Source organism: Paraburkholderia sp. LEh10 (assembly GCF_017814945.1).
GTDB lineage: Bacteria > Pseudomonadota > Gammaproteobacteria > Burkholderiales > Burkholderiaceae > Paraburkholderia.
The window spans coordinates 71,077-85,626 of the sequence record NZ_JAGIPX010000013.1 but is presented as its reverse complement, the minus strand read 5'-3'; the positions used below and the strand labels follow the sequence as shown (position 1 = coordinate 85,626).

Below are 14,550 nucleotides of genomic sequence, written 5' to 3'. Positions count from 1 at the left end.
AGAGCACCACTGACCATGATTTCCGGAAAGACCACCCTGATCGCGCACATCGGCTTCCCGACGGAGAGCTTCAAGTCGCCGATGATCTACAACCCCTGGTTCGATAAAAAGGGCATCGACGCCGTCGTCGTGCCGATGGGCGTGAAGGCGGAAGACTTCTTGCAGAGCTTCGAGTCGATCTTCCGCTTCAGCAACCTGCGTGGGGCGCTGATCACGATGCCGCACAAGGTCACGACCGTTGGACTCGTGGATGAGGTCACGCCCGCGGTGCGCATCGCGGGCGCCTGCAACGCGGTGCTCAAGCGTCCCGACGGGACGCTGATCGGCGATCAGTTCGACGGCGCGGGCTTCGTGCGCGGCGTGCTGCGCAAGGGGCGGCAGCTCAAGGGCGCGCGGGTGCTGGTCTCGGGCTCGGGCGGGGTCGGCTCGGCGATTGCCGCCTCGCTCGCGGCGGCGGGCGTCGGCGAATTGGCCCTGTACGACACGCGCAGCGAATCGGCTGACGGGCTCGCGCAGCGGTTGCGCGAGCACTATCCGGCGCTGACGGTGCGCACGGGCTCGAAGGACCCGGCAGGCTTCGACGTCGTCGTGAATGCGACGCCGCTCGGCATGAAAGAGGACGATCCGCTTCCCTTCGATGTCGCGCGCATCTCGCCCGAATGCTTCGTCGGCGAAGTCGTGATGAAGTCGGAGTACACGCCGTTCCTGCGCGCGGCGCGCGAGAAGGGCTGCGAAGTGCAGGTCGGCACCGACATGCTGTTCGAAATGATCCCCGCTTATCTGGAGTTCTTCGGCTTCGGCACCGCGAGTGCCGAAGAACTGCGCGACGCGGCGACCATCGCGTATTGAGCCGCTTCAATGCCGGTATCGACGAAGGGCGCTGGGCTGTCCACGAGCTCGTGATGTCGGGGCGACGCATGGGCGGGCGAGGGTCAACTGACGCTCCCCGTGGCGGAGGGCGAGGAAATATCCGATCTCGCGCCGGTGCGTGTCGGCAGCGGCTATCGCGTATCGGTCTCTTCATTGCCGGGCGCTTCGTGATACGTCACGTGGGCCGCTAAAGCCGGTAGCACGCGCGATTCACGCGGCTGTGACGGTGATGAGCGTCGAGCCTTTCAACTGTTCGGCAAGGTCATTGTGAACGGGGCGCTCGCCGAGCCAGCGAGCCAACCCCTTACGCGGACGATGACCGATCACCACAGCGTCCGACTCGAAGAGCGCAACGCTTTCGCCCGTCACGGTGATGATTTGGAGCAACTGGCTGAGCCAATCGATGGTTTCTGGCATCACTCGCTCTGTTGATACGTTTGAGCATTTTATTGGCGCTTTTGAGTCTCGGCAAGCTCATCTACCGGTCGTAAAGTGGCGACTCCTTCACCACGTTCGTATCAGGAGTCACACCATGAGCCGCATTTCCATTCCCGCTATCAACACCGCGACGGGCGCCACTGCCGAAGTCTATGCACAGGTCAAGAAGGTTGCGGGAGGCAGCGTACCCAATCTGTTCGCAGCGCTCGGCCATCTCGCGCCTGCTTCGCTGGCCGCCGTGCTCAATGCCGAAGGCGCGTTGGCGGGTGGCAGTCTCAGCAAGCAGGATCTGGAGACGATCAAGCTGGTTGTCAGCGAATTGACCGGCTGCGACTACTGTGTTGCCGCGCACGTGATGCTGGGCAAGATGGTCGGCCTGAGCGCCGATGCGATCAACGGCATCCGCGCGGGCGCGCCGACGGGCGATTCGAAGCGCGATGCGCTCATCGCCTTCGTGCGCAAGCTGCAGTTGAGCAGCGGCACGCTCTCGCAGGCGGACTTCGACGCGATCCGTGCAGCGCAGTACACGGAGACCCAACTCGCGGAGATCTCATTGGCGATCGCGCTGACCATCTTCACCAACACGTTCAACCGCATCAACGACACCACCGTCGATTTCCCGCCGGTGAAGTAACCGGCAGGCCGGGGCGGGCGCGATCGCTCGCCCGGCCCGCCCGTCGAGGTGATAGAGCAGGCGCCCGGCTGATGCGGGCGCAATACGACAGGAGCGGACAATGTCCACGCAATTTCAGGTAGCCGAGCGCAGCGGCACGAACAACCATCATCTGGCGCTGCTTAGGTGGTCGATGGTGGCGATTTTCGTCTGGTTCGGCATTCAGAAATTTACTCCGTATGCGGCCGACGCGATTGCGCCGCTGATCTCTCACAGCCCGTTCATCAGTTGGCTGGGAGTATTCGGTGTAATCGGGGAAGCGCGGATCATCGGGACGATCGAGCTGGTCACGGCAGCATTCCTGATCGCGGGATCGGTGGTGCCCGTCGCCTCCGCGACCGGGGCCGCAATGGCAGCGTTGACGTTCGTGCTGACGACCTCATTCGTCTTCAGCACGCCCGGCATCACACTGACGAGCCCGTCCGGCTTTCCGATTGTGTCGACGCTGCTCGAGCAGTTTCTGCTCAAAGACGTCGCCTTGCTTGCAGCCTGTTTGACGCTGCTTGCCGCGTCGGTGCGGCGGCGCGCGAACGATGCGAGAGAAGGGGCGTCAGCGGCGTAGCGTATCGGCTTCATCGCACCGCTCGCGCAGGCGGCGGCAGTGGCTCGAACGTAGGTGCGGCTTCGAATGCGGCGGCGCGCAGGAGCCGCGCTTCCAATTCGTCCGTCGATCTGCTGTCGCGTGACGTATCGCTTATGCTTCTTTGGTTCGCGTGGTAGTTCCTTTTGACAGGATGCGCAATGACCTGTGAGGAGCAGAAGATGGAAAACGTGGATGTCCTCGTGGCTGGCGCCGCGCCTGTCGGCTTGCTGCCTGGAACCGGATTGCAGCGTGACGGCATCGCGGTGAGCGTGATCGACGGGATGTCCGCGAAGGGATTTTTTCTGCAAGGCGCTCGGCACTACGCCGAGCACGCTCGCAATCTTCGACAACCTGGGCATCGTTGATCGCGCAATCGATGCGGGCGAGTGGCTGACGGTTGAAACCTGGGTCGATGGCGCGATCTTCCCGGCGCGCAGCATGCGCATTCCTGAGCACGGCTTGCCGTATGAGTCGCTGTCGTTCGCGTAATACGAAACTGAGCGGCTGCTCGAAGCGGCATTCGGCGAACATGGCGGCCGGGTGAGTTATGGCGTGACGCTCGACTGCTTTTCCGAAACCGACAATGGCGTCGAAGCGCATCTGACGGGGCCGCACGGCGGCGCGCGCAGCGTGCGTTGCCGATGGCTTGTCGGGTGCGACGGGGCGCACAGCAAGGTGCGCTCGGCGCCGGGTCTGTCATGGAGGCGCGGGTTCATCGCGTGTCTTTCGGCGGCTGGTTACGGAACGCCGCCTCTCCGGCGTCCGATACCTCGACCCATTTCTTGTCGGGCGGCGCGTCTGCGACGTAGCTGTCGTGCCAGTTCCACCATTTATACGTTGGAGTCTGAGGGTAGCCCTCGGGCGAATCCTCCCAGAGCTCCTGGCGGCCTAACGGCGTGATGTCGAGGTAATTCCAGGTGCCGCCCATCTGTTCGTCGCCGCGATTGTTGATGAAGTAGGTGCGATAGACGCGGCCGCCGTCGCGGTAGAACACGTTCGTGCCGTGCCATTCGCCTACGCCGAAGTCGGTATCGAAGCTGTCCGTGAGCGTGTACCACGGCATCGTCCAGCCCATTCGCGCCTTCAGCCGCTCGATGTCGGCCTGAGGCGCGCGCGAGACGAACACGAGCGTCGTATCGCGGGCATTCAGATGCGCGAGGTGAGCGACCTGGTCGGCCACCATCGAGCAGCCGCGGCAAGCATGATCGGGCCAGCCGAACACGCCAGGCTCGAAAAAGGCGCGGTAGACGATAAGTTGATGCCTGTCCTCAAACAGATCGAGCAGGCTGACCTTGCCTGAAGGTCCTTCGAATGCATACGTCGCCGTCACGGCCATCCAGGGCATCCGGCGACGCTCGGCGGCCAGCGCGTCACGGGCGCGCGTCAGCGCCTTTTCCTTCACGAGCAATTGCGCGCGCGCTGCTTCCCACTCCTGCGACGAGACGACGGATGGCGTGTGCATCACAGGCTGTGTGCCTTTGCTTCCATTTTCGGCTGATGTAGTCATGGCTTTGCAACCTCCTGATTGGGACGAATGCGTGCGGCTCGTCATTGACGCGCGATTGCATTCGACGTTTGCAGAGAGATAGTTTGGACTCGCGCATCATGGGTTGGGAGTAACAAGTGTGGCGGCATTTCGAAGAAGCCGCTGCGTGACCACGCTCGCCGCCCGCGTGTGACGGGATAGGGGCAAGGACCATACCGGATTGATCTGACGGTTGCGAGCGTTTTGACGAGCTTGCGATATCGCCTGAAACTGGATGCCGGGAAATGCGGCTTCGATCATGCAGGTTTTCGCTGTGAGCGCGAGCCATATGACCGGCGGCGTGGATACGCCTGCCCCGTAATCGTCCCGAAAGTCCGCTCGGCGTAGTATGAACTCCTGTGGGCGTCGACGCGGGGTCCGCTATGAGCGTGGATTTGACGAAACGGTTGGCCGTCGAAGGCGCGTCGGGATTCGCAAAGGCGCTTGCGGCGATCACGCCCGGTGACGACCACGCCGCAACCTTCGAGCGCGCATTCGCCGCCGTGTTGCATGTGCGATTCGCGGTCGAGCGCGACGTCTTGCATGCCGATGCGGCCGATGCGATGCCTTTGCAGGACGGCGACGCGCATCGGCTGTCTGACCGACTAGCATCTGCGCCGGCCGGCTGGATGCAGCGCGCCAAGGACGCCGTGCACTATCCGAGCAGGCTAAACAAATGAGTGGACCGGAAAAGCATTTCCAGGATGCTGTGGCCTGACCTTCAAACACGCGACGCAAAAATTAAGCTTGTCTATTGTCCGGCTTGACAGAGTCAATTGATCGAATTGATGGCCTGAAGTACTCGTCGAGAGGGAATTCGTAGCTGCGGAATCGCGAAAGTTCTCAAAGAGTGGGAATGGCGGACCCACAAGTACTCGCCGTCGAGGCGTTCACGCAACACAGACACAAAAACTTCATATGACCGGGAAAAAACCTGGTGTAGAGTTCAGCCCGTAGTTTTCTCTTGCGATTCGAAAGCGACGGATGAACCTGACTTGAGCGATGCAATCGCTCTCGCTAGCGTATTTGAGTCCGTAGCACGGCATGTAACTATGAAAATAAGAGTTGCAACGCCGACTGCGTGAAAGCCCAAGATTTGCAGCGCAAGTGCACGGCGTAAGGTGTTTAGAGAGAAGCTCGATCTGAAGATCAAACGTTTGCGGATGGCGCACGCTGCAATAGACGCATTGAGAAAAGCGGGAAGAAAGCAATAAAAGCCGAATTGGATGTAGCGGGGCAGAAAACGAAGACGGGGATCCTAAGTAGTGCCGGGCCGAAGTAAAAGTGCACTGCTCAGGACGAAAACAAAGCAAACATAGAGAAATACAAGAAGGACAACTACAATGCGCGATCGCTTTGGGCAAATTGCGGGGAAGCACGCACTCTGGTTAGTATTGCTATGGGTTCTGTCGATGTTTGCCGCGACTTATGTCGCTGCGGCTGACAAGCTTCCGCCGTCCAATCACATCAAAATCAATCTGGGCGCGACACCCTGGAAGTACGTCAAGGACGCCGACGATCAGAACTCGATGTCGCCGGCTTTCGACGACTCGCGTTGGCAATCGATCGGCGTGCCCCAGACGCCCTCCGACAACGACACGTTCATCAACCTGCCTTCGGGCGGCGGCCAGGGCCAACTGACGGGCAACGTCAACTGGTATCGCAAGCACTTCACGCTTGATTCGTCGCTTGCGAGCCGCAAGATCCTCGTCGAGTTCGAGGGCGCACACACGGGCGTGCAGGTCTACATCAACGGCCAGTTCATCCGCGGCAACAGCCTGATCAACCCCGACGCGACACACGTGATCGGCTTCATTCCGTTCATCGTCGATATCACGAATTACGTGAAATTCGACGGAACCGACAACGTGCTGGTCGTCAAGGTCGCGCGCGGCGACAAGTTCTTCGAGTCGCCGAGCTTCGCGGGCGCATTCCGTTTCGGGCAGGACGACACGGGCATTTTCCGGCCCGTGTGGATGCACATCACGGATCGTGTGCACATCCCGGAGAACATCTACGCGGTGCTCAATACGTGGGGCACGTACGTCTCGACGATCTCGGCCAACGACACGTCGGCGACGATCCGCGTGCAGACGAATGTCGCCAACGAATATTCGGCCGATAAGCAGGTGACGCTGACGACGCAGATCGTCGACGCCGGCGGCAACGTCGTGGCGAGCGCACAGGACGCGAAAACGCTTCCTGCAAACGGAGCAGGCGCGCTGAACCCGACGCTGTTCGACCAGGTGCTGACGGTGGCCAACCCGACGCTCTGGTATCCGAACAACAGCACGTATGGCCGCCCGTACATGTACCGCGTGATTCACTCGGTGAGCATCAACGGCGTCGTCGTGGATTCGAAGGAAACCCCGCTCGGCATTCGCACGCTCACGTGGGACCAGAACTTTCCGGTGATCAACGGTCACCCGCATTACCTGTGGGGCGCGTCGGGCCGCTATGACTATCCGGCACTCGGCTCGGCCGTCCCGGCGGAACTGCAATGGCGCGATCTGTATCTGCTCGCGCAGGCAGGCGGCAGCCTCTATCGCCCCGGCCATTCGAGCCAGGGCCGCGACTTCCTCGAAGCCGCCGACGCCTACGGCATCATGATGATCCAGCCGAGCGGCGACGGCGAAAACGGCTTCGCGCTGATCTGCTCGTCGGCGGTGACGACGGGCTGCACGACGGCCAATAACGTGCAGCTCAAGAAAGAACTGCATCGCGACATGATCGTCCACGATCGGAATCACCCGTCGGTGCTTGCGTGGGAGGCGGACAACGGCGCGACCGATACAGGGTTCGCGCAATCGCTAAAGGCGCTGTCGCAGACATGGGACCCGGTCAATACACGGGTGCAGGCCGACCGCACGCCGAATGCGGCGAACGGCGACATCCTTGGCTGTAGCGGCCAGGGCTGCGACATCAACGTGAAGAAGACCTTCCCGAACTCGCCGGCCTGGGGCTCGGAGTACTGGGGCGACGGCCTCGGCCGCTGGAAGTACGACTTCGAAATCGCACACGCCGCAACGTATATCAAGGACTGGGTGCATAGCGTGGCCGGCAAGTCGTTCGGCATCGCGCATTGGTATCTGGCCGATACGCCGGGCGAAATCAATAGGCAGACGGATGGCGTTGCCGACGTGGACGTGCGCTCCAATGGCGCATCGATGATGGACTGGAACCGTCTGCCGCGTCTGCTCTACTACATCTACGAAGCCGTCTGGACACCGTACCAGATCAAGCCCGTCGTCAAGCTCGCGCATACGTGGAATCGCACGGGCGTCGTGCGCGTCAACGCGTTCAGCAATTGCCCGGCAGTGCGGCTCGTGCTCAACGGTCAGCAGATCGGCGGCGAGCAGGTGCCGAATCCGTCGAACATGGACCCGAGTGCCGACCTTACCCAGAACACGACGCTGCTGCCCGGCCAGGTGCATTGGGACAACGTCACGTGGGCACCCGGCACGCTGCGCGCCGAATGTCTCGATGCGAACCGCCAGGTCGCCGCGTCGGACCAGCTCGTGACGGCGGGCCCTGCCGACCATATCCGGCTCACCGTCGATCCGCGACTCACCAAGCCCAATGGCGATGTCTTCGCAGTGACGGCCAACGGAACGGACGCGGCCATCATCACGGCGCAAGTCGTCGATGCGAACAACGTGCTCGTGCCCGACGCGAGCCAGACGCTGACGTTCGCAGTCAGCGGTCCCGGCACGTATCGCGGCGGCGCGGACCATTACGTGACGGCGAGCCAGTCGCAGGGATATCACGCGCCGGGTGACGCGAATCTGTCGGCCGAAGGCGGTATGACGAAGATCGCCGTGCGTACGCAGTTCACGACGGGCACGGTGACCGTGACGGCGACATCGCCGGGTCTGGGGAGCGGCACGGTCTCGTTCAATGTCGTACCCGCCACCGACGCGCAAACGTTTAATGGCAGCGACCTCGTCGTCGGTCCGCAGCAGCCGACGGAGTTGCAGATCCTCACGCAACCTGCCGATCAGACGATCACGCTGGGACAGACGGGGCAGTTCGCCGTGCTGACGGCGGGCGCGTCGCCGATCAGCTATCAGTGGTTCAAGAACGGCACGCCGATCGCGGGAGCGACCAACTACACCTACACGACGCAGCCGGTCCAGGCGAGCGACAACGGCGCAACGTACAGCGTCGCCGTCAGCAACGCGAGCGGCAAGGTCAGCTCGCGCGCAGCGAGCGTGACCGTCGTGCAGCCGGCCGCGCCGACCATCGTCACGCAGCCGCTGTCGAAGAACATCACGGCCGGACAAAGCGCGGAATTCACGGTGCTTGCATCCGGCTCGCCCGTGCTGACCTATCAATGGCTGAAGAACGGCGCGCCGATTGCGGGCGCGACGCAACCGGTGTACGACACGCCCGTGATGCAGACGGCGGACAGTGGGGCGTCGTATAGCGTCGTCGTCACGAACAGCGCAGGCACGATCACATCGGCAGCGGCAACGCTGACGGTCAGTGTCGCGACGCCGCCCGTGATCGTCTCGCAACCGGCGAGCCAGAGCGTTCCGTTCGGCCAGAGCGTGACGTTCAACGTCATCGCGACGGGTTCTGCGCCGCTGACCTATCAGTGGAGCAAGAATGGTTCGCCCATCGGTTCGAACTCGCCGAGCTATCTGATTTCGCAGGCGCAAGGCACCGATTCGGGCACATACACCGTCACGATCACCAACAGCGCGGGCAGCGTGACGAGTGCTCCCGCGACGCTCGCGGTGAGCGGCGCGGACAACTCGAACTTGGCGCTGACCGGCAAGGCGACGGCGAGCAGCCAGCAGAACGGCGGCCTCGCGCCTCAATATGCGATCGACGGTTCCGTCACGTCGCGCTGGTCGTCGGCGCCCGGCATCGATCCGTCGTGGATCGCGATCGATCTGGGCTCCGTGCAGACGTTCGACAAGGTCGTGCTCGTATGGGAGAACGCGTACGCGTCGCAATACGACATCCAGGTGTCGAACGACAACCAGAACTGGACAAGTGTCCTCGGCGGCCCGGTGCAGGGTTTCGGCGGCACCGAGACGCACTACTTCCCGAGCACGTCGGCGCGCTATGTCCGCATGCTCGGTCTGCAGCGCGCGACGCAGTACGGCTACTCGCTGTTCGAATTCCAGGTCGTCGATGCACCGCAGTGCGGCAGCGCGACCGAGCGCTATACGCTGCTGGGCGCGAAGCCCGGCACGTGGCAGTCGACGATCGCGGGCCTGCCGTCCGGGCCGTATGTGCCCAACGTTCGCGACAACGTAAGCAGTCTCGTCTGGCAGCAGTACTACACGACGTTCCCTGACCAGGGCGCGCAGTTCACGCAGTCGGTCGCGCAGCAATACTGTGCGGCGATGGGCATGCGCCTGCCGACGCAAGCCGAGGCGTTGACGATCGCTCGCGCGAACTACGCTTCGTGCGCGTTCCCGTCGCCGTGGAGCACATGGACGACGACGCCCGTGCCGAATGCTTCGACGGACGCGTATCTGGTCGCGTCGTCGGGGCAGTCGTGGCCCGGCATCATCAACAACACGCCGGGCTGGGCGCTGTGTGTGTCCGGCGCATCGGCTGCGGCGCCTGCGATCACGACGCAGCTCGCAAACGTGTCGGTGCCCGAAGGTCAAAGCGCGCAGTTCACGGTTGGCGTGACGGGCACAGGGCCGCTCAGCTTCCAGTGGATGCGCAACGGACAGGTCGTGGCCATCACGACGAACCCGTCGTACACGACGCCCCCGACGAGCATCGCCAACGACAACGGCGCGAACTACAGCGTCGTGATCAGCAACGGCGGCGGCACCGTGACCAGCGCGACGGCGACGCTGACGGTCACCGCCGCAACGGGTGGGAATGGCGGCAACGGCGGTAATGGCGGTAATGGTGGCAACGGTGACGATGGCGGTAACGGCGGCACGCCGCCGCCGCCCCCGCCGCCGCCGGGCGCCAACCTCGCGCTCGGCAAGGCCACGACGTCGAGCGGCAATGAAAACGCGGGCTATCTGCCGGGCAACGCGACGGATGGCAACACGGGTTCGCGCTGGTCGTCGGCGTTCATCGATCCGTCGTGGATCGCCGTCGACCTGGGCTCGGTCCAGACCGTCGATCGCGTCGTGCTGCGCTGGCAGGACTCGTATGGCGTGAAGTACAAGGTCCAGGTGTCCACGGACAACTCGACCTGGCAGGACGTGTTCACGCAGCCGAACGGCAAGGGCGGCATCGAGGACATCCGCTTCGCCGCAACCCAGGCGCGCTACGTGCGCATGTACGGCACGCAACGCGCGACGCAGTACGGCTACTCGCTGTTCGAGTTCGAGGTCTACAACACGGCGAACACGCCGCAGTTCCCGGTGACGTCGGCCGCGAGCGGCAGCGGCACGGTCACGCCGAACGGCAGCACGTCGGTGTATCAGGGCGGCACGCAGGCCTACACGTTCACGCCGGCGGCGGGTTCGGCCGTGACGGGCGTGCAGATCGACGGCAAGAGCATCGGCATCGTCGACAGCTATACGTTCGACAACGTGCAGGGTGCGCACACCATCAACGTAACGTTCGGTCCGGCTGCCGCCGCGGTGAACCTCGCGATCGGCTCGACGGCGACGTCGAGCGGTCTCGAAGGCGATGCGTACCCTGCGTCGGCTGCTGTCGACAACAACCTGAATACGCGCTGGTCGTCGGCTTTTGTCGACCCGTCGTGGATTCAGCTCGACTTCGGCTCGGCAAGGACGTTCAACCGCGTGATCCTGTTCTGGCAGAACGCGTACGGCACGGCGTATCAGATCCAGACGTCGAACGACGGCGTGGACTGGTCGCACGTCGCCTATGACCAGAAGAACGGCAAGGGTGGCATCGAGGACATCACGTTCCCGGCCGTCACGGCGCGCTATGTGCGGATGTACGGCACGCAGCGCAACACGGCCTACGGTTACTCGCTGTTCGAGTTCCAGGTCTACAACCAGCCGGTCGTGCCCGTCATCACGACGCAGCCGGCGTCCGTCACGGTCACGCCGGGCGACACGGCCACCTTCACGGTGGCGGCGAGCGGCGCGGGTCCGTTGAGCTATCAGTGGCTCAAGAACGGCACGGCTGTCGCAACCTCGTCGTCGCCCAGCTACACGACGCCACCGACGACGGTAAGCGACGACGGCGCGCAGTTCACCGTGGTCGTCAGCAACGCGGCGGGCAGCGTCACGAGCGCGAGCGCAACGTTGTCGGTGAAGGCCGTGGCGCCCGCCATCACCGTGCAGCCGGCCTCCATCAGCGTGACCCAGGGCAGCACCGCGACGTTTGCGGTGACGGCGACGGGCACGGCTCCCCTCAGCTACCAGTGGCTGAGAAACGGCGCGCCTGTCGCGACCACGACGACGCCCAGCTACACGACGCCGCCGACCACGGCGGGCGACAACGGCGCGACGTACAGCGTCGTCGTCAGCAACGCGGCGGGCAGCGTGACGAGCGCAGGTGCAACGCTGACGGTCACCGCGAGCAGTGGTAACAACGGCGGTGGTTCGGGGAGTTCCAACCTCGCGCTGGGCATGAACGCAACGGCAAGCGGCTCGCAGGACGCCGGCTATTCGCCCGCCAATGCCGTGGACGGCAACGCTGGCTCGCGCTGGTCGTCGGACTTCAACGACAACGCGTGGATGACCGTCGATCTCGGCCAGCCGAAGGCGTTCGATCGCGTCGTGCTGCGTTGGGAGAATGCGTATGGCAAGGCGTATCTGATCCAGGCGTCGAACGACAACGCGACGTGGTCGAACATCGCCACGCAAAGCGCGGGTCAAGGCGGCAGCGAGGAGATCAATGTGCCGTTCACGACGGCACGCTACGTGCGCATGCAGGGTGTGCAGCGCGCGACGCCGTACGGTTACTCGCTGTTCGAGTTCGAGATCTACAACTCGGCCGCGACGCCGAAGTTCACGATCACGGCAAGCGCGGGCGCCAATGGCGCGATCAGCCCGGCCGGCCAGGTGGGCGTGCCTCAGGGCAGTTCGCAGACGTTCACGGCCGTGCCGGCGGCGGGGTATGCCGTCGGTTCGATGATCGTCGATGGGAAGCCCGTCGGCCTGCAGTCGTCGTACACGTTCACGGATGTGGAAGCCGCGCACAGCATCAGCGTGAGCTTCGTGCAGCAAGGCGCTAGCGTGAATCTCGCGCTGAACCGCAAGGCGACGTCGAGCGGCGACGAGAACGGCAACACGCCGCCCTCGGCAGCCGTCGACGGCAACCAGAACACGCGCTGGTCGTCGGCATTCTTCGACAACGCATGGATCACGATCGACCTCGGTGCCGAGCAGACCTTCAACCGCGTGATGCTGCGTTGGGAGAATGCGCACGCAAAGGCCTATCAGATCCAGGTGTCGCACGACAACGTCGACTGGTCGAACACGGTCTACACGCAGAACGCGAGCAACGGCGGCGTCGAAGACGTGTCGTTCGCGAGCACGACGGCGCGCTATATCCGCATGCAGGGTGTGCAGCGCTCGACGCCGTACGGCTACTCGCTGTTCGAGTTCGAGGTATATAACAACGCGAGCACGACGCAGCCGCAGGCCGCTTTCGTCGAGCAGCCGGCGACACAGACGGTGCCCGCCGGGCAGAACGGCCACTTCGCGGCGCTGATCTCGGGCACGGGGCCGTTCACGTACCAGTGGTTGCGCAACGGCACGCCCGTCGCGGGCGCGACGGCGCGCACCTTCGATACGCCCGCCACCACGGCGGCCGATAACGGCACGGTGTATAGCGTGAAGGTGACGGGTCCGAACGGCACGGTCACGTCGGACAACGCGACGCTGTCCGTCAACACGACAGTGCCGAAGTACACGGTGAAGCCCGGCGTGATCGGCGTGGACCTCGTGAACAACACGAACGGCGCGTATCCGGACGATCAGGTGTACGTCGCCGTGATCGCGCGCGATCCGGCGACGGGCCAGTTCGCGTGGCTGAAGCCGGACGGCACGATCGTGGCCGCGTCCGCCTCGGACAACGACGCGCCGAACCATCTGTCGTCGGGCGGCCAGAACTACAGCAACTACTTCTTCACGCTCGCACAGAGCAAGACGATGCAGTTGCCGCCGTTGTTCTCGGGCCGTGTCTATGTGTCGCTCGGGAGTCCGCTGTACATCAAAATTCTCAACGATGCCAACGGCAACATCGGCTATGCGGGGCCGAACCCGCAGAACGGCACGGACCCGAACCTGAACATCAACTTCGACTGGTACGAGTTCACCTACAACGACGGCGGCATCTATATCAACACGACGCAGGTCGACGAGTTCGGCTTCCCGTTGACGCAGGACATCTACGGCAAGAACGGCACGTGGCATCAGCAGACGGGCATCACGCAGCGCCGCGCCGATCTGTTCGCGGCCTACGCGAACGAAGTGTCGGCCGCGTTCCAGCCCGTGCCGCGCTCGAACTACCGGATCATGGCGCCCGCCAAGAGCAGCTTCGCGGCAGGCCAGCCGAACGGCAACTACTTCGATGCGTACGTGAACCAGGTGTGGAGCCACTACGCGTCGAATGATCTCGTCGTGACGGTCGGCGCGCGCAAGTTCGTCGGGCGTGCGCAGAACGATCAGCTGGTCTTCACGGAGGTGAACCAGAACAACGGCGCGTATGTGGGCGGCCTCTACAACGTCGGCAAGCCGACGACGCAGGCGATTCTCGAAGGCAGCGGCGCGCTCGCGACGGGCAACACGATGGAACTGGCGATCGAAGCGCAGATCTGTGCGGCGTTCAACCGCCACGTGATGGAAGACGTGACGAAGTGGAGCACGCCGTCGGCGTGGTACGCGGCATCGCCGTCGAACGAGTACGCGCGCTTCTGGCATGACCACGGCGTAAGCGGGCTGGCCTACGGCTTCGCGTATGACGACGTCGCCAACGCGAGTTCGACGGTCTACGCGCCGAATCCGGAGCACATCGTCATGGGCATCGGCTGGTGATGTCCGCTTGAGCCAACGTGGCAGGCAACATGAAACGGGCGCCCGCAGCGACGGGCGCCCCCTTTTTCAAGGATGTATCGATGCGGTATCGGAAAGAGATGATCAACGGGCGTGGCGCGCGGGGCTTCACGCTGCTCGAACTGCTGGTGGTTCTCGTCATTATCGGCATGCTCGCGGCCATCGTCGGGCCGCGCTATTTCTCGCAACTGGGCAAGTCGCAGGCGACCGTGGCCCGCGCGCAGATCGACGTCCTCACCAAGGCGATCGACAACTTCCGGCTCGACGTGGGCCGCTATCCGGCAGCGGAAGAAGGCTTGCAGGCGCTCGTCGTCAAGCCGGCGAGCGCGGACAAGTGGGCCGGGCCGTATCTGAAGAAGGAAGTCCCACTCGATCCTTGGGGACATCCGTATGTGTATCAGGTGCCGGGCACGAAGGGCGACTACGCGGTGATCGCGTATGGCCGCGACGGCCAGCCAGGCGGCACCGGAGACGACTCCGACGTCAGCAGCGAATGACA

9 protein-coding genes and 1 pseudogene are annotated in these 14,550 nt (G+C 63.6%); 8 read left to right on the top strand and 2 right to left on the bottom strand.

Annotated elements, in window-relative coordinates; translation table 11 throughout:
* Window positions 1-15: 15 nt before the first annotated feature.
* On the top strand, window positions 16-849 hold the full coding sequence (locus J8I87_RS13570) for a shikimate dehydrogenase family protein (RefSeq protein WP_209931970.1): 834 nt from the start codon (window positions 16-18) through the stop codon (window positions 847-849).
* A gap of 231 nt (window positions 850-1,080) precedes the next feature.
* On the opposite strand, the gene J8I87_RS13565 is transcribed toward J8I87_RS13570, so the two are convergent.
* Window positions 1,081-1,287 carry a hypothetical protein gene (locus tag J8I87_RS13565; RefSeq protein WP_209931969.1) on the bottom strand — a complete coding sequence of 69 codons (207 nt, stop codon included), beginning with the start codon at window positions 1,285-1,287 and terminating at the stop codon, window positions 1,081-1,083.
* A gap of 115 nt (window positions 1,288-1,402) precedes the next feature.
* Here J8I87_RS13565 and J8I87_RS13560 point away from each other — a divergent pair, with 115 nt between their 5' ends.
* The 4 genes and pseudogenes from J8I87_RS13560 to J8I87_RS44705 form a co-directional block, all read left to right on the top strand.
* The gene (locus tag J8I87_RS13560; protein ID WP_209931968.1) at window positions 1,403-1,942 is read left to right on the top strand and encodes a carboxymuconolactone decarboxylase family protein; all 540 of its coding nucleotides are present in this window, start codon (window positions 1,403-1,405) and stop codon (window positions 1,940-1,942) included.
* 100 nt (window positions 1,943-2,042) lie between these two features.
* Entirely contained in the window at window positions 2,043-2,543 is a 501-nt protein-coding gene (locus J8I87_RS13555) for a DUF417 family protein (RefSeq protein ID WP_209931967.1), read from the top strand.
* A gap of 200 nt (window positions 2,544-2,743) precedes the next feature.
* Entirely contained in the window at window positions 2,744-2,929 is a 186-nt protein-coding gene (locus tag J8I87_RS44710; RefSeq protein WP_245253911.1) for a hypothetical protein, read from the top strand.
* A 175-nt stretch (window positions 2,930-3,104) separates the two neighbouring features.
* Window positions 3,105-3,218, top strand: a pseudogene (locus J8I87_RS44705) (hypothetical protein); the annotation flags it as partial.
* 58 nt (window positions 3,219-3,276) lie between these two features.
* On the opposite strand, the gene J8I87_RS13545 reads toward J8I87_RS44705, so the two are convergent.
* Window positions 3,277-4,071 (bottom strand): DUF899 domain-containing protein, encoded by a 795-nt coding sequence (locus J8I87_RS13545; protein WP_209931966.1) that lies wholly within the window; start codon window positions 4,069-4,071, stop codon window positions 3,277-3,279.
* Between the two features lie 377 nt (window positions 4,072-4,448).
* On the opposite strand from J8I87_RS13545, the gene J8I87_RS13540 reads away from it, so the two are divergent.
* The 3 genes from J8I87_RS13540 (at window position 4,449) to gspG (ending at window position 14,548) form a co-directional block, all read left to right on the top strand.
* Window positions 4,449-4,769, top strand: coding sequence for a hypothetical protein (locus tag J8I87_RS13540; protein WP_209932053.1), 321 nt, complete (start codon window positions 4,449-4,451; stop codon window positions 4,767-4,769).
* A 663-nt stretch (window positions 4,770-5,432) separates the two neighbouring features.
* Window positions 5,433-14,033, top strand: a complete 8,601-nt coding sequence (locus J8I87_RS13535) for a discoidin domain-containing protein (RefSeq protein WP_209931965.1) — start codon at window positions 5,433-5,435, stop codon at window positions 14,031-14,033.
* Between the two features lie 80 nt (window positions 14,034-14,113).
* Window positions 14,114-14,548, top strand: coding sequence for a type II secretion system major pseudopilin GspG (gene gspG / locus J8I87_RS13530; protein ID WP_209931964.1), 435 nt, complete (start codon window positions 14,114-14,116; stop codon window positions 14,546-14,548).
* Window positions 14,549-14,550 lie beyond the last annotated feature (2 nt).